The organism is Pedobacter cryoconitis, from assembly GCF_014207135.1.
GTDB classification, from domain to species: Bacteria; Bacteroidota; Bacteroidia; order Sphingobacteriales; family Sphingobacteriaceae; genus Pedobacter; species Pedobacter cryoconitis_D.
Map to the genome: position 1 here is coordinate 545,588 of NZ_JACHCC010000001.1, position 24,295 is coordinate 569,882.

The 24,295-nt window shown below is 40.4% G+C and carries 20 protein-coding genes; 11 read left to right on the top strand and 9 right to left on the bottom strand.

Going from position 1 to position 24,295, the window contains the following annotated elements; all coding sequences use genetic code 11:
- Positions 1–86: 86 nt before the first annotated feature.
- On the top strand, positions 87–944 hold the full coding sequence (locus HDF25_RS02205; RefSeq protein WP_184622296.1) for an energy transducer TonB: 858 nt from the start codon (positions 87–89) through the stop codon (positions 942–944).
- A 44-nt stretch (positions 945–988) separates the two neighbouring features.
- Here the strand turns inward: HDF25_RS02205 and HDF25_RS02210 are convergent, their stop codons facing one another.
- The 6 genes from HDF25_RS02210 to HDF25_RS02235 form a co-directional block, all read right to left on the bottom strand.
- Positions 989–2,095 carry an efflux RND transporter periplasmic adaptor subunit gene (locus HDF25_RS02210; RefSeq protein WP_184622298.1) on the bottom strand — a complete coding sequence of 369 codons (1,107 nt, stop codon included), beginning with the start codon at positions 2,093–2,095 and terminating at the stop codon, positions 989–991.
- Positions 2,079–5,306 carry an efflux RND transporter permease subunit gene (locus HDF25_RS02215; protein ID WP_184622300.1) on the bottom strand — a complete coding sequence of 1,076 codons (3,228 nt, stop codon included), beginning with the start codon at positions 5,304–5,306 and terminating at the stop codon, positions 2,079–2,081. Before HDF25_RS02215 ends, HDF25_RS02210 begins: the two co-directional genes overlap by 17 nt.
- 10 nt (positions 5,307–5,316) lie before the next feature.
- A complete protein-coding gene (locus HDF25_RS02220) occupies positions 5,317–6,699 on the bottom strand; it encodes a TolC family protein (protein WP_184622302.1) in 1,383 nt (460 codons plus the stop codon).
- 78 nt (positions 6,700–6,777) lie between these two features.
- Complete coding sequence (locus HDF25_RS02225; RefSeq protein WP_184622303.1) at positions 6,778–7,152, bottom strand: hypothetical protein; 375 nt, start codon at positions 7,150–7,152, stop codon at positions 6,778–6,780.
- 64 nt (positions 7,153–7,216) lie between these two features.
- Entirely contained in the window at positions 7,217–8,287 is a 1,071-nt protein-coding gene (locus HDF25_RS02230) for a hypothetical protein (RefSeq protein ID WP_184622304.1), read from the bottom strand.
- Positions 8,284–10,377 (bottom strand): XAC2610-related protein, encoded by a 2,094-nt coding sequence (locus HDF25_RS02235; RefSeq protein ID WP_184622305.1) that lies wholly within the window; start codon positions 10,375–10,377, stop codon positions 8,284–8,286. Before HDF25_RS02235 ends, HDF25_RS02230 begins: the two co-directional genes overlap by 4 nt.
- Before the next feature lie 90 nt (positions 10,378–10,467).
- Between HDF25_RS02235 and HDF25_RS02240 the strand changes: the two genes are divergently transcribed.
- Genes HDF25_RS02240 through HDF25_RS02250 form a run of 3 tightly spaced genes read left to right on the top strand, consistent with a single transcriptional unit; the run spans position 10,468 to position 15,221 of the window.
- Positions 10,468–10,860: a BlaI/MecI/CopY family transcriptional regulator gene (locus HDF25_RS02240; RefSeq protein ID WP_184622306.1), complete on the top strand. Its 393-nt coding sequence runs from the start codon at positions 10,468–10,470 to the stop codon at positions 10,858–10,860.
- Positions 10,861–10,892: 32 nt separating this feature from the next.
- Positions 10,893–12,740, top strand: a complete 1,848-nt coding sequence (locus HDF25_RS02245; RefSeq protein WP_184622307.1) for a M56 family metallopeptidase — start codon at positions 10,893–10,895, stop codon at positions 12,738–12,740.
- 30 nt (positions 12,741–12,770) lie between these two features.
- Positions 12,771–15,221: a TonB-dependent receptor gene (locus HDF25_RS02250; RefSeq protein ID WP_184622308.1), complete on the top strand. Its 2,451-nt coding sequence runs from the start codon at positions 12,771–12,773 to the stop codon at positions 15,219–15,221.
- Positions 15,222–15,230: 9 nt separating this feature from the next.
- Here the strand turns inward: HDF25_RS02250 and HDF25_RS02255 are convergent, their stop codons facing one another.
- Positions 15,231–15,749, bottom strand: coding sequence for a hypothetical protein (locus HDF25_RS02255; RefSeq protein ID WP_184622310.1), 519 nt, complete (start codon positions 15,747–15,749; stop codon positions 15,231–15,233).
- A 77-nt stretch (positions 15,750–15,826) separates the two neighbouring features.
- Here HDF25_RS02255 and HDF25_RS02260 point away from each other — a divergent pair, with 77 nt between their 5' ends.
- The 6 genes from HDF25_RS02260 to HDF25_RS02285 all read left to right on the top strand — a co-directional run bounded on the left by HDF25_RS02260 (position 15,827) and on the right by HDF25_RS02285 (position 21,297).
- The gene (locus HDF25_RS02260) at positions 15,827–16,222 is read left to right on the top strand and encodes a VOC family protein (protein WP_184622311.1); all 396 of its coding nucleotides are present in this window, start codon (positions 15,827–15,829) and stop codon (positions 16,220–16,222) included.
- A gap of 70 nt (positions 16,223–16,292) precedes the next feature.
- Entirely contained in the window at positions 16,293–16,868 is a 576-nt protein-coding gene (locus HDF25_RS02265; protein ID WP_184622313.1) for an NADPH-dependent FMN reductase, read from the top strand.
- A 217-nt stretch (positions 16,869–17,085) separates the two neighbouring features.
- On the top strand, positions 17,086–18,252 hold the full coding sequence (locus HDF25_RS02270) for a TauD/TfdA family dioxygenase (protein ID WP_184622315.1): 1,167 nt from the start codon (positions 17,086–17,088) through the stop codon (positions 18,250–18,252).
- A 12-nt stretch (positions 18,253–18,264) separates the two neighbouring features.
- Entirely contained in the window at positions 18,265–19,431 is a 1,167-nt protein-coding gene (locus HDF25_RS02275; RefSeq protein WP_184622317.1) for a TauD/TfdA family dioxygenase, read from the top strand.
- Positions 19,409–19,975 (top strand): HD domain-containing protein, encoded by a 567-nt coding sequence (locus tag HDF25_RS02280; RefSeq protein ID WP_184622320.1) that lies wholly within the window; start codon positions 19,409–19,411, stop codon positions 19,973–19,975. The genes HDF25_RS02275 and HDF25_RS02280 overlap by 23 nt, the downstream gene beginning before the upstream one ends.
- Positions 19,975–21,297 (top strand): DUF5690 family protein, encoded by a 1,323-nt coding sequence (locus HDF25_RS02285; RefSeq protein WP_184622322.1) that lies wholly within the window; start codon positions 19,975–19,977, stop codon positions 21,295–21,297. Before HDF25_RS02280 ends, HDF25_RS02285 begins: the two co-directional genes overlap by 1 nt.
- Here HDF25_RS02285 and HDF25_RS02290 read toward each other — a convergent pair.
- Complete coding sequence (locus HDF25_RS02290; RefSeq protein WP_184622324.1) at positions 21,252–22,199, bottom strand: metallophosphoesterase family protein; 948 nt, start codon at positions 22,197–22,199, stop codon at positions 21,252–21,254. The two genes, HDF25_RS02285 and HDF25_RS02290, sit on opposite strands and share 46 nt — an antisense overlap.
- Before the next feature lie 540 nt (positions 22,200–22,739).
- Between HDF25_RS02290 and HDF25_RS02295 the strand changes: the two genes are divergently transcribed.
- The gene (locus HDF25_RS02295; protein WP_184622325.1) at positions 22,740–23,615 is read left to right on the top strand and encodes an NmrA family NAD(P)-binding protein; all 876 of its coding nucleotides are present in this window, start codon (positions 22,740–22,742) and stop codon (positions 23,613–23,615) included.
- On the opposite strand, the gene HDF25_RS02300 is transcribed toward HDF25_RS02295, so the two are convergent.
- Positions 23,604–24,293 (bottom strand): response regulator transcription factor, encoded by a 690-nt coding sequence (locus HDF25_RS02300; protein ID WP_184622328.1) that lies wholly within the window; start codon positions 24,291–24,293, stop codon positions 23,604–23,606. The genes HDF25_RS02295 and HDF25_RS02300 overlap by 12 nt on opposite strands.
- Positions 24,294–24,295 lie beyond the last annotated feature (2 nt).

Sequence of the window (24,295 nt, forward strand, 5' to 3'; positions counted from 1 at the left end):
TTTAGCTGAGATTATGCTTTGGCGATAATTTCACTAGTTTTGCTGTTCATCAAATAAGATCAGTTCCTGATCATCAGAATCTGCCTATGTTACAAAAAAAATCTTTGCTATACCGATATGGCTTCATTTTCTTTTTTACGCTGATATCCTTACCTGTTGTCGCTCACGATGCCCAAAAACGGGATAAGCCCCATCATCTTTTTTCGGTAAATCCGGATTGGGATAAATTTTATGTTTTTCTAAAGACGAACATCAAATACCCAAAAGATGCCCGTTATGCTGACCTTAGCGGAACTAATCAGTATAAATTCAGCGTCGAGAATGGGCTGGTCAAAAATATAACGTCTGTTTATGAATCAGATGGTATCGGTTTCGGAACTGAAATCGGAAAGGTATTACTTTCATATCATGATTTTAAAAGTTCTCAAAATGGTAATTATACCATACAAATATCTTTTGAATTAACCGGATCAGCGCATGCCTTGAAAAATCAGGGACTACGTCCGGTAGCAGGATATAAACCCCTGGATAAAATCATCATCCTTGCTCTTGGTAAAAAAGACCAGGAAAAATATGTAAACCAGATTGCTGACCCGGGACAAGGACCCGTAAATAACAACGATCAGGAGGTTTATGTAACCACCGAAACAAAACCCTATTTTCCGGGAGGGTTGGATAAATTTGATAGTTATGTTAAATCGGTTGCAAAGCATCCCGAAAAAGCTAAGGATTTTAATATGGAAGCAAAGGTCTTTTTATCTTTTGTAGTGGAGAAAAATGGAGAAATCACAGATGTGAGGATTCTCAGAGATCCTGGTCTGGGGTTTGGGGACGAAGCTGCCCGGGTGATGAAGACATCTCCAAAATGGGTTCCGGCTACCACAGATGGTCAGATTGTAAGAGCAAACTATAGGGTTCCAATTACCTTCCCTGTGTCTCAGTAATGAAAAAGGGTAGCTAATCCTGAAGATTAACTACCCTTTTTCTATTAATTCATTTTTGTGCCTTGTTTAATATCGTCTGTGGCATGAATCACAATCTGATCACCTGGTTTCAGATTTCCAAAAACCTCAGTAGAATCAGTGCCAGCAAGTCCTTCCTTAATATCAGTCAGTAAAGCTTTTCCCTGAACTACCTTGATGATAAATTGTCTTTCGGTAGAACGTACAATTGCATCATTAGGTACCAGTAAAGATTTCGACGCAGAAAGCAGTGGGATTTTAACTTCTCCGTACATACCCGGTTTTAGTTTCAGGTCATCATTCTGTACATCGACCTCAATAGCCTCAGTCCGGGTTCCACCCAGTGAGTTAGCCGATCTGCTGATCATTTTCTGAAGATTTAACCCCGGGATAGCTGTGAAACTAATACTTACAGGAGCTTTAAGATCTACCTTATCTACATAAGCCTCCGGAATTTGCACTTCCAGACGCAATTTCTGCAGATGTTGGATGAGTAATAAAGGCTGTCCGGTTTTGGAAGTACCAGAAAGGGCTCCTGCAGAGACATTACGCTGTACAATTACCCCGTCAAATGGTGCCCTGATAGTCAGGTAACTTTGCATTGTTTTTACCGAATTGACATTGGAACGTTGTCCGTTGGCAGTTGCCTGGTCGGCTTTCATTTTAGAAAGCGCATTGTCCAGATCTAACTGAGAAACTGCTCCGGCCTCCTTTGAAGCATCTTTTAAACGTTTGTACTTATCTTCGCTGGCGCGGTATACTTCCATAGACTGCAAGTATTGTGATTGTGCTGCCTGTAACTGTGCCTCTATTTCCGGTGCTTCGAGCGTTAAAAGTAGTTGGCCCTTTTTAACTTTTGAACCACGGTCTACATAAAGATTCTTTACAAATCCATTGACTTTAGGATAGATGGCAACTTCCTCGAAAGGTTTGAGTTCTGCCGGTAACCGGACTTCGCTGGCCAGACCTTTCTGGGTAATAACACCAATGTCATACTTTTTATCTGTTTGTTTGGCTTTGCCGGACAGGTCATTTGGTTTCTCTTTGCCAGCGCAGGCACTGAGAAGGAGTAAAAATGCTGGTAACCAGTATTTACCCTGGGTCAAACCGGATAATTTATATTGTGTTTTCATTATTTTCGGGCATTAAAGAAGGTGATTGATAAGTTGTTTTACGTTGAATAGAAGCGAATACCTGTGGAAGGACGAATAAAGCAGCCAGGGTGGAAGCAAACAGCCCACCTATAACAGCGATACCCAGGGGAGCAGTCTGTTCACCTGCTTCTCCCATACCAGATGCCATTGGAATCATACCGGCAATCATGGCAAGACTTGTCATTAAGATTGGTCTGAGCCGGATAGATGCACTGGTAATTGCAGCCTTAGTCGAATCATGGTAATCCAGTCTCAGCTTTTCTGCATTCGTTACAATCAGGATAGCATTGGCTACGGATACCCCGGTGGACATAATCATACCCATATAAGATTGTAAATTCAGTGTACATCCTGTCAGGAGTAAGGCCAGTAATGAACCTAATATTACCGCTGGCACTGTTGATAATACAGTCAGGGAAAGTTTGAATGACTGATAATTGGCAGCAAGCAAAAGGAAGATTACTAAAATCGCATAGATCAGTCCGTTCTGTAAGCCCGCAAGTGTTTCGGTTAAGAGCGTTGACATCCCCTTGATTTCGACCAGTAAACCTTTGGCCGGTTTTCCCATAGACTGTACAGCTTTAGACACATCGCTTGTGGCTGTGGCCAGATCTGTTTTGTTAATATTAGCACTTACTGTCAGGAATCTTCTCGGGCCTGAACGGTCATATTCACCAGGGACATAATTAATTTTAAAGGTGGCGATATCACCCAGTACAGGACTTGATTGTCCTTTGACCAAAGGGATTTCTTTCAACTCGTCCATCGTGTTCATCACAAATTCAGGAACTTCTACCTGTACCTGATAGGTGTAAGCTGTTTTAGCATCCAGCCATTGGTTTTTTTGCGTAAAACGACTTGACGAAGTACTTGCTGTCACTGAACGGGCAACTTGTTCGACATTTAAACCAAGTTGAGCTGCCTTGATCCTGTCGAGCTGGATAGCGATAACCGGGAAATTGAGTGGCTGTGCAATCTGTACATCTCTCAGATAACTGATTTTCTGCATTTTTTTGACCAGTTCTGTTGCGTAGTTTTTGATCTGATCCATATCCTTTCCAGCCACACGTACTTCTATCGGGGTAGCTGCTCCCTGACTCATGATCTTTTCGGTCATATCGATAGGCTCAAAAGAAATCCTGAGCTCGGGCAGGGCATAAGCTATGTTTTTGCGTAAGACATCCTTTAACTCATCCATATTAACCTTATATTCAGGATCAAGATTGACCTGCAAGACAGCCTCATGGGTACCCGTGTTGAAAATATATAAGTTACTTGTACCATAACTGCTGGGGATCAGCCCGACATAACCAGAACTGATCAGCACTTTATGATCTACTGTCTTGTCTATAATACCCAGCACTTTTTTTAATTCTTCTTCGGTACGTTCCAGCCTTGTTCCGTCCGGTGCTTTGATCCTGATCTGGAACTGGCCATTATTAAGTTTTGGCATCATGTCTTTTCCAATGATGACAAAACAAAGTCCGGCAATGCCTAAAACAAGTACCAGGTAAACCGGAATCATGATTTTTTTGATCTTCATCAGACTGCTGATGATTTTGATATACCGCATCTTCACCTTTTCAAACAGGTCATTTTTTTCAGGATGCGCCTGTTCTTCCTGAAGATGGCTTTCTACCTGATCTATTTCGGCATTGTCTAAAGCTTCTCCGGCATGGGCATGAACATGCTGATGATCGTAATGCTGATACTGACTGGCATTAATCAGCCAGTTACATAAAATAGGGACTAAAGTCTGGGCAATAACGAAAGACACAATCATGGTAAAACCGATGGAGAGTGACAATGGTAAGAACATGGCTTTCGGAATTCCGTTCATCATAAATGAAGGAGCAAATACAGCCAGGATACATAACAGGATTAGTAAAAGAGGGAAAGCGATTTCTTCACAAGCATCAAAAATAGCTACTCTTTTAGGTTTCCCCATTTCCAGATGCTGATGGACATTTTCTATGGTTACAGTGGCCTGATCGACCAGGATACCGATCGCAAGGGCCAGCCCGCTGAGTGTCATGATGTTAATGGTCTGACCGAAAAAGCTCAGCATCAGCACACCGATGAGAATAGAAACCGGGATGGTAATGACTACGATCAGACTACTTCTCCAGTCTCTTAAAAATAATAAAACCATCAGACCGGTCAGTAATGCACCCAGTCCTCCTTCACTCATTAAACTCTTAACAGCGTTGATTACAAATACCGACTGGTCAAACTCATACGAGATCTTCACATCATCAGGCAGCAGGTTCTGCATTTCAGGGATTTTGCTTTTAACGGCTTTAACCACTTCCCAGGTGGAGGCATCAGCGGTCTTTACAACCGGGATATACACTGATCTTTTTCCGTTAATCAAAGCATAATCAACCGTTACATCGGCTGCATCAGCCACGCGGGCAATATCCTTAATTAAAACAGGCGTACCGTTTTTTACAGTTACAGGGATATCTCCGAATTCTGTTACTTTATCTACCAGCGAATTTAGTGTGGTGATATACATCGTATTTTTCAAACGCAGGTTTCCTGAAGGAGACATTACGTTGAATTTAGCCATCGCATCTACGACTTCATCGGGCGTCAGACTGTAACTCCTCATTTTATCCGGATCCAGACTTAGGGTAACAGAGCGCGCATTCGCACCAAAAGGGGGAGGGGCTGAAAGTCCGGGTACCGACGAAAACATCGGACGGATTTTCGTAGCTGCCATATCATTGATTTCCTTTAAGCTTTCACTTTTACTGGATAAAACCAATTGACCTACAGGTAAAGACGAAGCATCGAAACGAACTACCTGCGGAGGTTGTGCCCCCGGAGGGAAAAAGGCCATTGCCCGGTTAACCTGTAAAGCTACCTGCGCCGAAGCTTCGGCCATATTTGTACTTTCGTAGAAACTCAGTTTGAGTATGGTCAGTCCCTGTATATTTTTAGAAGTGATATTCTTAATCCCGTTGACATAGAGAAACTGATCCTGCAAGCGGGTAGAGAAAAATCCTTCCATCTGTTTGGGTGACATCCCTCCATAGGACTCTATAACATAGATTGTTGGCTGGTTGATCTGCGGGAAAATATCGATTGGTATTTTCAGGATGCTCAACACAGAAAATATCAACAGACTCATCGTAACGACAACGGTAGTGATGGGCCTTTTTAGTGCTGAAGTGACTAGTGACATAATAATTATTTTAAGGATTAAGCAGGAGTTGAACTTGATTTTGTGTGATTGCTTTTTCAAACATTGCATGTAAAAACGCGTATTTGGCAGTAGCGTAATCGGCTTCTGCCCTGTACAACAGGTTCTGTGCAATGTTGAGCTCAATCAGATCGATCAGTCCGTTCTTATAAAGGGAATACTTTTGACGGTAAGCAGCATTGGCAGCTGATAGCTGGTGAGGGATCTCAGCCAGACGGTCTAAGGAAGTCTGTAGCTCGACATCAGCCTGATGGATGCTGGTTTCGAGGTTTACTTTCTGCTCCGCCAGCCTTTTCTCTTCATAAATACTCGTGTTTCTCTGTGTGTTTAATTTTAACTTTTTCCTTTTGAGATCGGTCAGATTATAACTCAGACCAATACCGACCAGATAATTGCTGCGGCTCAATCCCCATCCCTGGTTTAAAGCGTCAAATTGATTCGCATTACTGATTGAAGACCCTCTTCCCCAGACAGCTCCTTCGAGCAGGACTTTGGGCAGGTAGGTCTTTTTGACCAGATTTTCTTTCTCTTTGCTGTTTTGATAAAGTGACTGGTAATAAGTAATCAGCGGATGTGTTGAAGGGTTACTATTTCCTGAACTCAGCTGATGATTGATATTCAGCAAGGGCTGAACCATTGTTGTATCTGCGACGATGTTCTGATAGGGGATACCACTCAGGGCCGAAAGCTGTAACTGAATTTGTTTGAATTTATTGGTGAGTTCAATCAGTGTTAATCTTGATTTGGATAACTCGGCTTCGGCTATGCTGGTATCTACACCGGCGCGGATCCCGCTGGTCGCCAGAGACTGGATAGAAGTACGGATCTGCTGATTCCTTTGGATATTTTCTTCCTGGATATGAAGCAGGTTCTGAAAATGGAATAATTGCAGGTAATCTTCAATGACAGTCCCCTGTAATTGATATTTGGATAGTTTATACTGATCCTGAACTACCTTCACGGTTGAACTGGCGACTTTATTCTGGGCTTTATAACCGCCGAAATTGTAGATTTCCCAGTCCAGTGTAGCGATACCCAGGTTGGATAACGCTGTGCTGGAAACATTGGCTGGCCTGATTCCCCCCGAATTTGAGGGTACTATGCCAAAACCAAAATAGGCACCAGGTACGTTGTTATTGGTACCCAGGTCTGACTGGTAATTTAATTTTAAGGATGGTAACCAATTATAGCGGGTATCCTCTGCTATGGATTTACTAATATTGATTGCCGAGGAATCAGCCTGTAAAGATGGTGCCTGGGTAGATACCCGGGACAGTAAGTCTGCTAATTTTAAGGTGGGTTGCTGCTGGGCCGATACCTGTGAAAAAGGGGCAAGCAGCAATAATAAACCCACAGATTTTTTGAAAAGATGCATAACAAAAAATGAGAAATGATAAATAGCTTAATACCTGTCTGTTTTTGCAGCAGGTCATTTTAAACAAAAAAATCAATCTCAGATAGTCAGCTTTCCAGTAGAAAGATAAATTGCCCTTTCGGGCTGAAGCTGTAGATCCAGTTCACGGAGGTAACGCTGCGTAGCTTTACTGAAAACCAGCAGAGGTGTAATAACGCCGAGAAAGAAACGGCATATACTCCAGATAAAAGTTAAATCGGAATCGGTTAATCCCTGTTGAATGGCAACGACCTGTGCCAGGTCATCATCCAGGTAATCCTGCTTCCTTTTACTGAAGAGCTTTTGGAGCAATTCAATATTCAGGCCGCCATCTGTTTTTGCATGCTGAACAATGCCGAAACCAAGAATTGGTTTTGCACTAAGAATCATTCCTGCAAACAGGAATAATATCTTTAGATACTTAGCATATTTCATATATTCAAAAACATTAATATAATATACAAAGATGTCTATTCGTAAGACATGAATTATCTGGTATCTAAAATGTTACAAGATGGAGAGGGAAGGTGTATTCTCCATCGCCCCAGTTTCCTGTTAAACTACCGTCAGCCATTATTTTGAGATTAAACACTTCAGGTTTGCTTTTAGTGTCATCAGACTGCGTTTTCTTAAGTAGCAGATCAGAATCTTTTCCTATCGTACCAGAGAAGTCGATTGGCTTGCCATATTTATCATAAAAATAAGTCCCATAACACGATTTGTCTTTAAGATAGGTGATCAGTAGTGTGATCGGATACATCTGGTTTATTTTGCCTTTATATACTCCCTTACGCAATGCAGTTACGGGAGAAAATAGGCAATTTTCACTTTTAATTTTTAAGAGGCATTTCCCGTAGTCATTTAAATGAGGCAGGAGAAATTTAATGCTGAGTTGATTGGCATAAACATTGGCCTCATCTTCAAGAGCCTGAAAATAATGTGAGCCTGAGCATGATTTACGGGTTAAAGATAATCCGTTAGCACCGAACTTCAGGTCGTCTTCGTTCAGGTCATCCCCGGTCATGCTGTTAAGACATTCGGTATAGACTTTTGTAGCATCCGCATCAGCTGGGTTTTTTGCAGTTTTCAGATAATTGCTCAGTCTTTTTTTACGGTCGGCGATTACAAATTTCCGGACAGCCTTATATCCTTCATTAGTAAGTAGATCGCTCAATTGGATAAATCTCCCGGTCCGGGCATCGAAATTGTAAACAGTGGAAGATTCATTGAGTTTTCCACTGGTATATTCCCTGTTGATTTCAACAGAAAAGACTCTGGAAGAGTTAGTCAGTACCTGATAGTTTAACTCGGTAACCCCAGTAGTTGAACCCTTTGCCGGTGCTATATTCTCGAAGTAGCTCTGTTTCTGTTTTCCTGGCAGGAGATTTAACTCTTGCCCCTGCAGATAAGTATTGATCAGGTTTTCGGCAGGTGTTTTTCCGGTAAGTATCAGGAAGGACAATTCATTTTCGTCTTCAACTTTTTTGACATGGAAATACTGTGCACTGGCCTGGATAGAAAAAGTACTAAACAATACGATCAGGGAGAATATGGCAGGGATGTTCTTCATTTCTTGTTTGTTGGTTCAGGGTTCTGTTTTTCTTCAAAAAGGGTGTATTTACCATTTACTATCTTAAAAATTTTCTGATAGCTGGTCAATGTAGTGCCCGTTTTTTTTGTTTCTATACTGCTGATTGTTTTTGCAACCGGATCAAAGTTAACATTTGGTAAACTGGAAAGTAAGGTATCCAACTTAAAAATACTTTCAGTCTGGTCATAAAAGTAATAGTTTTCGTATAAATTATTGTTTTCAGTGTCGTCTTTTGAACTTGCTCTCAGGCTGAAATCAGGGAAGCCATCAAAATTGTAATCATCAACGTAAAGTATATTGTTTGTAGTATCCGCATCATTGAGTGTTGTAATTAGTTGTATAACTTTCTGATCTGATAGCCTGGTCACCCGAAGGGCAACTGGCTGAGAGTTGGCATCTTTAACAGATTCGAATTTATATAGGGGCGTTTGGGCTGTATATCCTAACCAGTTATCTGGGAAAACAGTTTCCTTTTTAATCCATCCTTTAACTTTATGATTGGTAGCAGTGGTGATCTCGGCAAAGAAAAACAAGGGCTTTTCGGCTGTTATATAAGCATAATCACCTTTGGATACAGTTTCTACTGGCTTGTTTAATTCATCGGGGCTATTGTAAACAGCGGCTGAGGTTAACAGGTCAATACCTCTGTTCTCTTGTTCAATCCATTGACCGTCAATCAGCTCACCTTTGCTTTCCTGAACAAAATAACCAGCTGAAGCAGCCTGATTCCAGTCGGCCGTTTTGACAAGTTGTTTATTAATGTAAGTATAAGTTTCGCCACCATGATTTGCAGCTCCATTTCGCCAGCCGGTGCTGATCAGCTTATTTTTTGTGTCTATGTGAATCTGGGGGAACTGAGATAGTTCATCATTATATTCAAAATCTCCGGTTTGGGGATTGTAGAGATAGAAATTATGGGTGTCATTTGGACCTGCTCCGCCGGTCTGCATCAGTAAACTAATATCCGGATAACCATCAAAATTGCAATCCTGTACCTGGATCACCTCATTCTGATTTGACCGTAAAACGGCACCTACATTGAGAATGAGCTGATGTTTTCCTGTTTTTTTATTGATAATTCTGATCGCATCGACTGTTCCGCCATCCGAACTATAAGCGCTTTCTTCGGGGGATGGTGTCGTTGCAGAAATGTCAAAGCTGAACTGTTTGGTCTGCTGTTTCTGTTTTACCCATGGACTGGAAACAAGATCCTCCAGTTTTATCCAGCCGGAAATAGTATTGGGATAGGTTGTACCGGCTATCATCCCGTAATCGGTACTGTAATATTTATGATTGTCTTTACAAACCTCAATTTTATCAACAGCATACCATTCTTCTGATGCTGCATTGCTGACAGCTATGTACTCGCCTTTTTCAAAGTAATTTTTAATCAGTGCCTTTGAATTTGGCTGGGCATACAATGGGATTTTTGGTTTGTTTTCATTAAAAAGCAGATCGACATAAGGAGTTGTGCTTTTTCCCATATAATTGAAAAAGGACTGCTCAAAGATGTAATTTTTACCAGATCTGTAATTCCCTGAGATGGTATCTCTGTAAGTTTTATCTTCAATTTTCGGGTCTTTATAAATACCGAACAAGTCATAGTCATTCTGACCAAAGAACCATTTGCCTGTTAGATCTATACGACCGGGAAAATAGTTGTCAAAATCATCGGAAGGAGTAAGTTTACCATCCTTGATTGCGAACAGCTGCGAGAACCACGGGCCTTTGGTATAACTGTAATCCGCCGGCGGATTTTTGGTCGTAGCAGCAAATATCTGTTTTCCCTTTTCGGTAACGGTATCTTTTAAAAAAGCAATCTTGGCCGTTGTATGAGTTTTGTTAACGGCGACGATAGCGTAAGTTAATCCGTAAGCAGTAACTTCACGATGAGGGATAATCTGCATTGACATAAAATCATCAATTGGCCTGAACTGTTCAGCATAATGACTGGCCCCGAAATAATTGTTGCGTTGTGTATTTAATTTATATAAGCCTGACTGGGGAACTTGTGCCAGAGCTGTAAAATAAGATAAGCAGCTTAAAAGAAAAACGGTTAAATAACGCATATAGAGTATTAGATCTCAAATATAGCCATTCATTTAAAAAATATTTCACATAATATTTGTTTCGTACGAAAAGTTTCCTACCTTTAATCTATGAATAATCAAGAACTTAGAAATATGATCCCGGAACCTACAAAAGCTGAGTTGGAAATCCTGCAGGTTTTGTGGGAATTTGGTCCTTCAACTGTACGTCTGGTCAATGATAAACTGAATGAGCAGAGAGACGTGAATTATACTTCGACATTAAAGCAAATGCAGATCATGGCTGAGAAGGGGATACTTAAACGTGATGAGAGCCAGATGAAACATATTTATATTCCGGTAGAAGCTGAAGAGAAGACTAAGGGCCTTTTGCTCGACCGTTTTGTTAACACTTTATATAAAGGATCGGCTACTAATTTGATGATGCAGCTGATGGACAATGACAAGACGTCGAAAGAAGATATAGAAGCAATGAAAGAGTTGCTGAGTAAGCTCGATAAATAACAAGAATTCAAAATAATTTAAGAACCACAATTATGGAATTTCAATTTATAAACTTATTACCTTCAAACTGGGTCCATGCCTTAGGTATTACCCTTTTTCATTCGCTTTGGGTAGGCACAATCCTGGCTTTAGTAACAAGCCTGATTATCGTTAGCACAAGAAAAAGTACAGCATCAACCCGGTATAATCTATTGACTGGTGTACTGGGACTGTTTGTTGTAGCGATGGTCTTTATATTCTGCCAGGCTTTAAATCATCAGGCCATAGAGCGGATAAATACATTTCAGTTGAATGCGCCGCAGGTGACGGGAGCTGTTGCAGATTCCCCATTGCCAGAAACTGTAAATACTGTCGTATTCAATAAAATGAGCAGTTTAATGTATCTGTGGAACTCTTATGCTGCACAGATTGTATTGGTTTGGTTTTTGATTATTTGTGCTAAAGCTATTCAGCTGATGGCTGGTCTGCATACTGTTTACTATCTTAAAAATACGAGTGTTTTTAGCGCTGGAAGTGTTTGGGAAGATAAAGTAAATGAACTTTCTGCAAAACTGGGGATTACACAAAGTATTAAGCTGTTGCAGTCGGGGATTGCCAAAGTGCCTATGGTTGCAGGGCATCTTAAACCAATTATCTTAATTCCGCTGGGTATGTTAAATGGTTTAACCACAACTGAGGTGGAGGCTATACTATGTCATGAACTGGCGCATGTGAAACGCAGGGATTATCTGATTAATATTCTGCAAAGTCTGATTGAGATTATATTCTTCTTTAATCCGGCAGTATTGTGGGTATCCCGGTTGATTAAAGAAGAACGTGAAAATTGCTGTGATGACCTGGCTTTATCCTGTACAAGTAATAAAAAGGAATATATTAAAGCGTTGATTTCCTGTCAGGAATTTCAGTTTAATGTTCCGGAATATGCGATGGGAATTAAAGGGAAAAGGAGCCAGTTGCTGGAGCGCGTAAGCAGAATGGTTTTTAACCAAAGTTCTTCCCTGAATAAAATGGAGAAAACTATACTGACCTTAGTCCTGATTTCTACTTTGATATTTACTGCGGCTTTTACCAATATCACTAAACCGGCTAAAGCTATTCAAAAGGTGGTTTCTAAAATACAGGCAGATGCCGTTCAGGATACGACCAAAAGGAAGAAACAGGTCAGAGTTATTGAGAGAAAAGTATCTGTAGATAAGGCAGGTGGTAAAACAGTATCTGCTTCAGAGGAACATCATACCGTGAGCGAGATCAATGAGATTAAGCAGGCTGATCAGGATGCTGCCAAAGAAGCTGCGGCTATTTATAATAAGGAAGTGGTAGATTATCAGAAGGCGGCAGCGAGATATGACAAAGCAGCGAAACAATATGCTGTAGATATGAAGAAATATGCCAGAGATGTGGCGGCTAACGGGAAAGTAAAAGCCCCGAAAGCACCAGAGTTTACCGCAGTAATGCCTGAGGCTCCCAAAGCCCCTGATGCTCCGATGTCTGTGCCGGTTCCTGTTAACTTACGGATTGCTACTCCGGTAGTACCTGCAACTCCGGTACCGCCACTTCCTCCTGTTGAACCGGTTGATAGAAAACGGAATAATAAACGTACGATAGTCAATGATGAAATCACAGGTGCCCGCAAAGTAGTAACGATAACTACTGACCGTAGTGGTGATATGTCTGATGAAACGGATGATATTAACAGACAATTGTTGCAGGATGGCGTAATCCGTCAAACCAAAAAACTGAACTATAAATTGACTGAACGTGAGCTGGTTGTGAATGGAGTCAAACAATCTGCCGGTTTGCATCAGCAATATGCTGCGAGATATTTGAAAGGTACCAACAGTTCACTTGCTTATTCATTTGATGAAAATCCTAAACACTAGGAGATTTTAGATACCTAAAGATACATGCTGATGAAACTTAAATTAATGATCATTTTGATCATAGGGATAGCTATTGCCTCAGATTTTGCTCAGGCTCAACAAAAAGATGGTCTTATTTCCGGACAAATAAAAGATGCAGACAACAAAGCTTTTGATCTGGCAACGGTAGCACTATTTACCGGAAGTGATTCTGTGATGGTTAAAACAACCTTTACACAGGCGGATGGAAAATTTCGTTTTGAAGGGCTGAAGTATGGTCTCTACCAGATCAGGATTTCGGCTATGGGTTATACCAATTACCGCAGTGCTTCAATTCAATTGAGCGGATCGTCTGCTTCTCTGGATCTGGGAGATATTCATTTGACAACAACCTCTAAAAATCTTAAAGAAGTCAATATTACTTCCAGGAAAGCCTTTGTAGAACAGAAAATTGACCGGACTGTAGTTAATGTGGACGCTTTAATTTCAAATGCAGGAACTTCGGCGCTGGATGTTTTAAGTAAATCGCCAGGAGTAGATGTAGACCAGAATGGGATCATTACTTTAAAAGGGAAATCGGGGGTCACCATTTTTATAGATGGTAAACCGTCTTATCTTTCTGGTGCGGATCTGGAAGCTTACCTGCGTTCCATACCTTCCTCTTCACTTGACCAGCTGGAAATCATGACTAATCCGCCAGCAAAATATGATGCTGCGGGAAATGGAGGGGTGATTAATATTAAAACGAAAAAGGGTACTGTAAGAGGCTTTAATGGTGGTTTAAACTTAAGCCTTAATCAAGGGAAGATGTCGAGGTCACTCAATAGTTTGAACCTTAATTTCAGAAATAATAAATTCAATTATTTCGCTAACCTGAGCTATAATCTTAATAATGGTTTTACAGATCTGGATATTAACAGGACGTATAAAAACGCAGACGGGAGTGTCGCTTCCTTTTTCGATCAGAACAGTTATATCAAAAGACATGGAAATACCTATAATGCAAAAACAGGTTTAGATTATTATCAGTCTGACAAAACAACCTGGGGGATTGTACTTACAGGAATGTATAGGGTCAGTACACAGACAAATAACAATACCAGTAATCTGTTAAATTCTTCCAGACAGCTTGATTCAATTATTACAGCTAATAATATAGATAAGATTGACTTTAAGAACAAAGCAGTGAATCTGAATTATCGTCATGAATTTGCAGAGAAAGGACATGAAATCACTGCAGATGCAGATTATCTGAGTTACAGAAACCGGACAGATCAGGTGTACAATAATTTTAGTTTTTTTCCTGACAAAAGCTTGAAATCGCAGGATATATTAACCGGAAGGCTACCATCCAATATTGATATCTATTCTGTGAAGACAGATTATTCGCTGCCCTTAAAGAATGAATGGAAGTTTGCAGCAGGACTAAAATCGAGTTATACTAAAACGGATAATACGGCAGATTATGCTTATACACTGGATGGACTCACTAAGCCTGATTATGATAAGAGTAACCACTTTTTATATAAAGAAAATATTAATGCTGCTTACGTTAACCTCAATAAGGAATTTAAAAGGTTATCAATACAGGCGGGCTTAAGGATGGAGAATACAGTTTCAACTGGTCATCAGTTAGGTAATTTGCTAAAGCCGGACTCGTCCTTTAAAAGAAATTATACGGGACTTTTTCCAACGCTGTATCTTTTGTATAAAGTGGATACAGCAGGTAATCACAAAATTGGATTGAACTATGGAAGGAGAATTGACAGGCCTTATTATCAGGATCTGAACCCTTTTGTTTCTCCTTTAGATAAGTTTACCTATTATGTAGGTAATCCTTTCTTGAAACCGTCTTATACCCAGAGCATAGAACTTTCTCATAGTTATAAAGACAAATATATCACTACAGTAAGTTACTCAAATTCTAAAGATGATGTGAATGAAACCATAGAAATTTTGAATGGAACCTATTTCAGCCGTCCGGCAAATATCGGAAAGAAGGTGACCAAGAGCATCTCTTTTAATGGTACGTTTGATCCATATAGCTGGTTAAATATCAATTTGTATACGGAACTGACAAATATTGCCAATAAAAGTGCTTTTTATACTGGTGAGTTGAATACAAACGGAACTTTTTGTTATCTGAGTGGCAATCTTAAGTTTGCCATGGGATATGGCTGGGATACACAGCTCGATGGTTCCTACAGAAGTAAGTTATATGATGCGCAGTTTGTCCTGGGTAGTTTATGGTCTGCTAATACTGCTGTACAAAAGAAACTGTCAAAAAGTACATCCTTAAAATTAAGCGTCAATGATATATTCCGCAGTAAAGTCTATAGAGGGGTAATCAATAACCTGGCACAAACCGAAGCTAACTGGGTAAACAGAGGTGACACCAGAACAGCTGTTCTGACATTTAGTTACCGTTTTGGAAAGACTTTTTCAACTCAGGCCAAACACGGTGATTCGGGAGAGGAGCTGAGAAGCAGAGTGAAAAACTAAACTGTCTTTTTAACGGAGCGATACCAGTAGGCCCTGTAGTTTTTCCTGTATATCGCCCCGGTCATAATAAGCATAGAGGTGATAAGATTTATAGTAATAATCACTTTCATCAGCTTCGTAATATGGGCTATTGGCTGTACCTGCTATATTTTTATGTCCAAATTTCGCCGATAATACTTGTTCGTTATCCAAAAAATGGAGGCCAAAAGGAAGCTGGACGAGGTCCGGGAGGCTGCTGTCTGCCGGATCTGGTTTGAAAAAATTTACACCGGCTAAATAGATTGGTCCATTTCCTATGGGCCGTTTGATTAAGGAGTCGGCATTATCTGATCCTGGATAATAACGGTCAAAGTTCAGGATAAAACCCTGGTGAAATTTTACGATCAATGGCTTAATTCCCTTTTTTTCCGGGAGCTGAGGGGATGGAAGTTTATGGGTATCGGCCTCATGAGCCTGAAGAAAAGTAATGAACTCGGGATGATCTACACTGTAACCTAAAAACTGGATTAACTCTTTTCCTTTTATCATGTGAATGTTCAGCGATTTTTCCTTCTTATGGATACTACCTATCTTGGGCCGCTGGTGATTACAAAAATATTAAAAAGATGAAACAGTCTATAGCACATATTGCGCTTGTTGTTGATGATTATGATGAAGCGATTAAATTTTACACTGAAAAGCTCAGTTTTTCACTATTAGAGGATATTGTCCTGAGTGAAACTAAAAGATGGGTAGTGGTGGCGCCTCCTGGTGCAAAGGAATGTAGTCTGCTTCTGGCAAAGGCTGCAAATGAGGAACAACAGACAAGAGTTGGCCGTCAAACGGGGGGAAGGGTCTTTCTTTTCCTGTACACGGATGATTTCTGGAGAGATTATAAAAATATGCAGCATGCAGGTGTCAATTTCGTAAGACCTCCGGTAGAAGAAAATTATGGTACTGTAGCTGTGTTTGAAGATTTATATGGTAATCTCTGGGATCTGCTGGAGATGAAGCATAAATAAGTCATCCTGATTTAGGCTAAATTATTACATTTGAGTGCTGCGGAGAAAGGAGCATTAATTGTAATATAAGATGGCTGACAAAATAAAAATCCTGGCAATTTCTGGTAGTACCAGAAGTAGCTCTTCAAACCTTAATCTGATCAATGCAATCACTAAACTGGCTGCTGATCAATTTGAAGTATCTGTTTTTGACGGATTAACCGGACTTCCTCATTTCAATCCGGATATAGATCATGAGGTTGTTGCTGAGCCGGTTGCTAGTTTCCGCAAACAGATCAGGGCTGCAGACGGGGTTTTGATTTGTACGCCTGAATATGCAATAGGGGTACCCGGGACCTTGAAAAATGCAATTGACTGGACAGTGTCTTCCATGGAGTTTTCGAGGAAACCTGTAGCCTTGATTACTGCTGCTTTATCTGGGGTAAAAGCTCACGAATCGCTTTTAGGCACTTTGCTGATTATCGAAAGTAATATGACCAGCGAGACTCAGCTGGTTATTTCTGGTGTTAAAACTAAAGTGAGTGGAGATGGTGAAATAACCGATGTGCATACATTGGAATCGGTGAAGAAACTGATCGCTTCCATGACAGCGATGGTTAATGGCAATGCTCCTGTAGAATTGCTGGTTGCTCCGGTACTTTATTAATGATCGGTTCTGATTGCGTATGAACTGATTGTTATCAAATGGTTATTATATCGGTATTTTCTATTCTTTTTTTCTTCTTTTTATTGGCCGGACAGGGCTTTCATTTGTCCATTTTGTAATAATTTATTAACAAATGGCTGTATTCTATAATACTGCGTTTAACTTTTCTTAATCTAACCTGCTGACTTTTGATCCTGTAACAGAGAGGGTCAGAAACATGGAGCAATACCATATAGTAACTTATTCAGCCGGTGAAGATATACTGACTATAAACTGGTCGGACGGACACATCAGTAGCTATTATTATATTTATTTAAGGGATAATTGCCCTTCTGTCGAAAATATCCATGAAAATGGACAAAAGATTACAGAGACGGCTGATATCGATCCTTTGATTAAACCAGCTGTCGTTACCCTGCTGCAGGAAAATCATATAAACATCATCTGGGAACAGGATGGACATCATAGTCAATTCAGTGCCCGCTGGTTGCGTAATCATTGTCTATCCAGACAGGAGATCGAAAAACGGGAGAGCAGAAACAGTTTACTTGAACCTGTTGAGTTGTGGGATGGAACTTTAAATATTGGCGTTCCCCTGGCTGATTATCATCAGGTATCAACGGATGAAATTTCGCTGACGGTGTGGCTGGAATATATCAGGCGGTATGGTTTTGCGGTATTAAATGATGTACCTCTCATTACTAGTGCTGTCTGTGAGGTAGCCAGGTTATTTGGTTATGTCCGCGAAACAAATTACGGACGCAGTTTCCAGGAAAGAACAGTACTCAGACCTGGAAACCTGGCTTGTAGTTCGAGGGCGCTGAGCCCGCGTACAGAGAATCCATACCGGAATCCTACACCCACACTCCAGCTCCTGCATTGTATGCAAAATAGTGTACAGGGAGGGGATGTGATTGTAGTTGATGGTTTTAAAGTCGCTTCAGATTTTCGGAAGCGATATCCCGAACTGTTTGAATTGCTGAGCAGTATACCTGTGAGTTTCCGTTTCAGGGATAGTGGGCACTGGATAGAAAGGAAGACGACAATCATAGGTCTCGGGCCTGAAAAGGAAATTTGTGCTATCCGTTTTAATAACCGGTCAATCCAGCCTTTTGAGATAGAAGGGCATCTCATCCCACAATTTTATAAAGCATATCAGACTTTTTCACGGATGCTTGAAGATGAAAATTATCAGGTGAAATTTAAAATGAAACCCGGAGATCTTTTTATCGCGGATAATGAACGTGTGCTGCATGGCAGGACAAGTTTTAACAGTAAGGAAGGGAAAAGGTACCTTCAGGGGACTTATGCCGACCGGGACGGGTTATTGAGTAAACTACGCATGCTGAAAATAGCACAGACGTATCCTTCATACGAAGATTAAATAAGCAATAGAATGAATAGAATTCAAAAAATTACAGAAAAGTCATCTGCTCTTGTTGTGAGCTGGGAGAGTGGTGAGAACTCAGTTTATCCTTATTTGTATTTAAGGGATAACTGTCCTTCGCCTGCTACCAGACATAGTACAGGACAAAAACTAATAGAAACCTCGGCAATAGCTCCGGATATCGCTCCTTTAAAAGTTATACTTTCTGCTCATCAGGAAGTTGTTGTTGACTGGAATTGTGGTACACATACGAGCAATTTTAGTGCAGACTGGTTATTCGGACACCGGATTTCCAGACAGGCCATTCAGGAACGTCAGGAAGAAAAAAAGAAGAAATATCCGGTTAGTTTATGGAATGCAGCGCTGAACAAAAGTTTGCCTGAAGGAAACTATCCTGATGTTTTAACGAATGAGGTTGCTTTGGCCGACTGGCTGGAAAAGGTCTCTACCTATGGGTTTGCGATATTACGTAATGTACCAGCAGAACCAGAGATGGTGATTCAGGTGACTAGCTTGTTTGGCTATATAAGAGAGACGAACTATGGGAAGCTGTTTGATGTTAAAACTACTGTGAACCCTAATAACCTTGCTTTTACTTCATTAGGGTTAAGTGCCCATACTGATAACCCTTACCGGAATCCAACACCTACGCTGCAATTACTGCATTGTCTGAGTTCTAGTGCTGCGGGAGGCAATTCAATTCTGGTGGATGGATTTAAAGTGATTGCGGATCTGAAAGCGTATTCGTCAGAGCTATTTGAACTGCTTTGTACCACACCTGTAACTTTCAGCTTCGCAGATCAGCATAGTCATATAGAAAGAACCACAACCATTATTGGCCGGGATGTGTACGGAGCGGTGAATGCTATTCGGTTCAACAACCGCTCCATCCAGTCTTTTGAAGTTGAGGAGGATAAAATGCTGGCATTCTATACCGCTTATCAGCAGCTCGCTAAAATGATTGACGATGAAAAATACTTTGTACAGTTTAAAATGGAAGCTACAGATTTATTTATTGTCGATAATGAAAGGATATTACATGGCCGGACTGCTTATGACAGTGCTGCTGGTGAACGTTTTCTACAAGGGGCTTATGCTGACAGGGATGGATTACTGAGTAAAATGAATGTTTTAAACTATAGAAGATATACGAATGAAAACAGCAATACAAGATAAGGTAGATCACATATTTGACCTGTACGAAACTCATGGAGGGCAGGAATATGGAGAAAGGGTAAGTATGCTGATGCATATGATGCAATGTGCACAGCTGGCGCATGCTGCTGGTGAAAACGAGGAGATAGTTCTCGCAGCTTTCTTTCATGATATCGGTCATTTTTTTGAAAATGTCGAACAGATGGATGGTTATGGTACACTCGAACATGATAAACTAGGTGGGAAATGTTTGCTTGAACTGGGTTTCCCTGACCGCATGGCAAATCTGGTGTCGCATCATGTAGCTGCTAAAAAATATTTGATTTATGCAGAACCAGCTTATTATAATGAGCTGTCTGAAGCAAGTAAAATTACCCTTGAATTTCAGGGGGGTAAAATGACTGCAGCAGAGGCTGCACATTTTGAAGAAGACCCTTTAGCTCCATTGTATGTTAAGATACGTCGTTGGGATGATTTAGGGAAAGATGCAAATAAACCAGTTTTACCGGCAGAGCTGTTATGGATGAAAGAGATGACATTTAATTATCTGCTTAGCCTTCAGTAATGCAAAAGATAACCACTGGGCTCAAAGCGAGGTTAATTCAACTTCCACCGGTTTATACGGCCATATTATGTTCAGTTGCTGCTTTTAGTATTTATGTCTGTACTTATGCTTTTCGCAAGGGATTTACGGCTGGTACTTACGAAGGCGAAAAGTTGCTGGGAATAGATTTTAAAGTATGGCTGGTCTTAGCCCAGGTTGCCGGTTATGCACTTAGTAAATTTATAGGTGTAAAATTCATTGCAGAAGTCAAACCAAATGGAAGAGCCAGGGCTATTCTGGGGCTAATAGGTATAGCCTGGCTTTCTCTGCTTGGCTTTGCACTGATCCCTGCACCTTATAACATTGCCTGTTTTTTTATCAACGGAATCCCGCTGGGTTTAATCTGGGGACTTATTTTTAGTTATATTGAAGGAAGGAAAAGTGCTGAATTTATTGGTGCGGTGGTCTGTACAAGTTTTATCTTTTCTTCGGGAATCATTAAAACTATAGGTCGTTTGATGATGACTCATTTTGGTGTTACAGAATTGTGGGTGCCATTTATTGTGGGATTGCTTTTTGTAATTCCTCTTGTGTTCTTTGTCTATCTCCTGGCGCAGGTTCCGCCGCCATCGGCCGAGGATGTCAAACATAGGACACAGCGTCTTCCAATGACAGGGAAGGAACGTAAAGCATTTGTCCGGTTCTTCTTTACCGGATTGGTACTGAATATTATAATCTATGTCTTTTTAACGGCGATGCGCGATTTCAGGGATTATTTTGAAGTGGAAATCTGGACAGATTTTGGTTACAGGGATAATCTGAATATCTATAGCCAGATTGATATTCCAATCGCCATTATTGTACTGATACTTATGTCGCTGATCCTGCTGGTCAGGAATAATTTTCTGGCCCTCAAGCTGGCTCATGTAAGTATCATCCTGGGTTTTGTACTGATTGGCTTGGGTGCCTGGACTTTTCAGCATGGTATGATTGGTCCTAAAGCATTCATGTATGCAATTACATTAGGGCTTTACTTATCTTATGTGCCTTATTCCATCCTGTTTTTTGAAAGGCTCATTGCAACTTTTAAATACAAAAGTAATGTCGGATTTATGATTTACTTGGCGGATTCTGCCGGCTACCTGGGAAGTGTGGGTGTTTTACTTTTCCGGCAGCTGGGCCCCGCCAATCTTTCGTGGGGAAACTTCTTTATTCACGGATCTTTCATCGTCTCGGTTGTCGGGATCATTGGTATAAGCCTGTCTTATGTTTATTTTTATAAGAAGAAACAATCAGTTTATGGCTGGTCACCACGTAAACTGATTATCCGGTCTGAAATATAAGGAACAGTAGGGTATCCGTTATAACCTGCTGCACTGTGTTGGTTTTCCGGATTCGGGTAAACAGATTTTTTACCTTTAATTTTAATGATCCCATTATCATAAATGCTTACATAAGCCCAAAGTGGATCTTTGGTAGATGCGTATCCATCTCCAGCTTCCGCATGAGAAAACTGATAAGACATACTATTGATCTGTATATAGTGGATGTTATTGTAAATATTATGGTAATCTTCATGATGATGTCCACTAAATACCAGTCTGATCTGATTAAATCCGGCCTTTTGATTTAACCTTTCAAAAATGAGCCGGATGAGACTACCTTCTTTGATACCATCCTGGTCATTGTCAATTCCCTGATGGCAAAAGATAATGACGGGCAGTCTGGTATTTTCTATGTCTTTTTTCATCCAGTTGATCTGTTCTTTACCAATTGATCTTGGATAAGCCTGGGATGTATCTCCCTGAGGCCTTTCATTACCGTTGAGCACCACAAAGTGATAACCATTCTGATCAAATGAATAATATTTTCCTGTAGCTTTCCAGAAAGTTATCACCTGATCGTGGGTAAATCCGCCATCTGTGTCATGATTGCCCAGAACATGGTAACTGGGTTGCTTAAACTGGTCCCAGATCTCCATAAGCGGACGGTTTTTTTCTTTGGGCATGCAAAAATCACCCGTTTGAATTATAAAATGAGGTTTGAGCTGGTTCATCTCCTCAATAAAGGCTTGTAATCTCTTTTCTCCGTCTTTGATGAGATCGTGGTGCAAATCAGTACAAATTCCAAAATTGATCAGGACTTTACCTTTTTCAGTGTAAGGTACCATACCAAATGCTTTCGTAATACTGGTAGCTGCAATGCCAGCGATAGCTGATTGTTTTAGAAAGTTACGTCTTCTCATGATCTTAGGATAGGTCAATGGTTTGCTGGTTAATTCTTTTGTGTAGTAAAGCTAAATATTGTTTATTAATACTATACTAAAATAATATTAAATATTTGATAATTGCAACGAGGAGTTATATAATTCTGAATGAAAAATTTTTGCGCTATCTATCAGTATATGACCGGTTTATGTTGGGGTCATTTTCAGAAATATGAAATTAAAATACCATTAAAATTTTTCTTGATGTTTTAATCATTTTCTTATCTTTGCAATGTTGCTCTGGTACGATAATCAATGTTTCTTAATGAAACAATCTTATGATCATCTGGTTATCAGAGGGATGTCAGGATAAATAGCAAATATGTGGTGCTGAAGCCAGAATTATATATGGCTTTGAAGCCCTTCCAAAGGTCTAAAATAAGAGTCTGTACTCTTAGGTTAGTTAATAATTGATAGCAGATACGTCTGGTAAACGTATCTGCGCTTTTTCTCAAACTTTTAAGCGTTGCATTTGTTATTGCTAACAGCAAATAATTTATAAATTAAATTATAAAACAGATGTATATCGTAGTTGGAGCATCAGGACAGGTTGGATCAGCAGTTGTCCGAAATTTATTGCAAAGGGAGGTTCCTGTTAAAGGAATTGTTCACGATAGCCAAAAAGCCGGTAAGCTGGAGAAACAGGGGGCAAAGGTAACTGTTGCCGACGCTTTTGACTTGCCTGCCTTAACTGAGTGTTTTAAAGATGGTCATGTTTTGTTTGTAATTACTCCCGAAACCGGCCGGAACCAGGACGTTCTGAAAGATACACAGACTATCCTCGGAAATTATAGGGAGGCCATTAAAGGATCTTCAGTTAAAAAAATAATAGGACTTTCCTCTATCGGTGCCCAGCATGCCCAGGGTAAGGGAAATCTGGAAATGTCTTTTATGCTGGAGCATGCCTTTGAAGGTTTGCCGGTTCATCAGGTATTTATCCGCCCTGCTTATTATTTCAGCAATTGGTTTATGAGCCTCGATCAGATTAAGGCCGAAGGTGTACTGTATACATTTTATCCATTAGATTTTGCTATTCCGATGATTTCCCCGCAGGATGTTGGTCAGATCATAGCGGAGATTATGGTGCATGAAGAAAGCGATAGTATAACTTATGAACTGGAGGGCCCTCAGGCTTATACTTCTGTTGAGGTAGCCAGTGCTTTTGCCAAAGCTTTAAATAAGGAGATCCGGGCAGTTCAGATCCCCAGGGATGAATGGGGAGTTGTTTTGCAAAAACTTGGTTTCTCTAAAAACGGGATCATGAATTTTGTTAAAATGACGGATGCAGTTATTGACGGAAGTGCTGTAGCTGAGAAACAGGGAATGGTAGCTGTTAAAGGGGCGACAACCTTACAGCAGTTTGTGGATCAGCGAATAGCAGAACTAAACGATTAATTTATAGCCGATTCCCCTGATATTAACGATCTGGATATCCGGATCATTTTTCAAGTGTCCCCTTATTTTTGTAATAAACACATCCATACTCCGGGCATTGAAAAATGTATCTTCACCCCAGAGTTGCTCTAAAACAGATTTTCTTTCCAATACCTGATTTTTGTTTTCGATCAGCAGTTTCAGGAGGGAGGATTCGCGGAATGATAGTTTGACCACCTGGGTATTGTTCCTCAGTTCCTGGGACGTAGAATTAAAAGAAAAAATTCCGACTGTACATTTGAGTTCTTCGGTATTTGGAGATACCTTTTGCAGTGGTCTTCTGAGTAAAGAATGAATCCTCACAATAAGCTCCTCCATACTGAATGGCTTTTTAAGATAATCGTTCCCACCTATTTCAAATCCTTTAACCACATCTTCAGTAAGAGAACGTGCGGTCAGAAAGATGATTGGTGTTGCTGAATTTATTTTCCTGATATCGGCAGTCAGGGAGAAACCGTCCATCTCGGGCATACTGACATCAAATACGCAGATATCCGGTTGATATTCCCGGAATACGGAATAGGCTTTAGTTCCGTTTTCTACAAATTTCACCTCGAAATTTCTGGTTTCCAGGCTCTCTTTAATGATCCTCCCCAGAAAGGGCTCGTCTTCTGCCAGTAATATTTTGATTTTCTCCATGA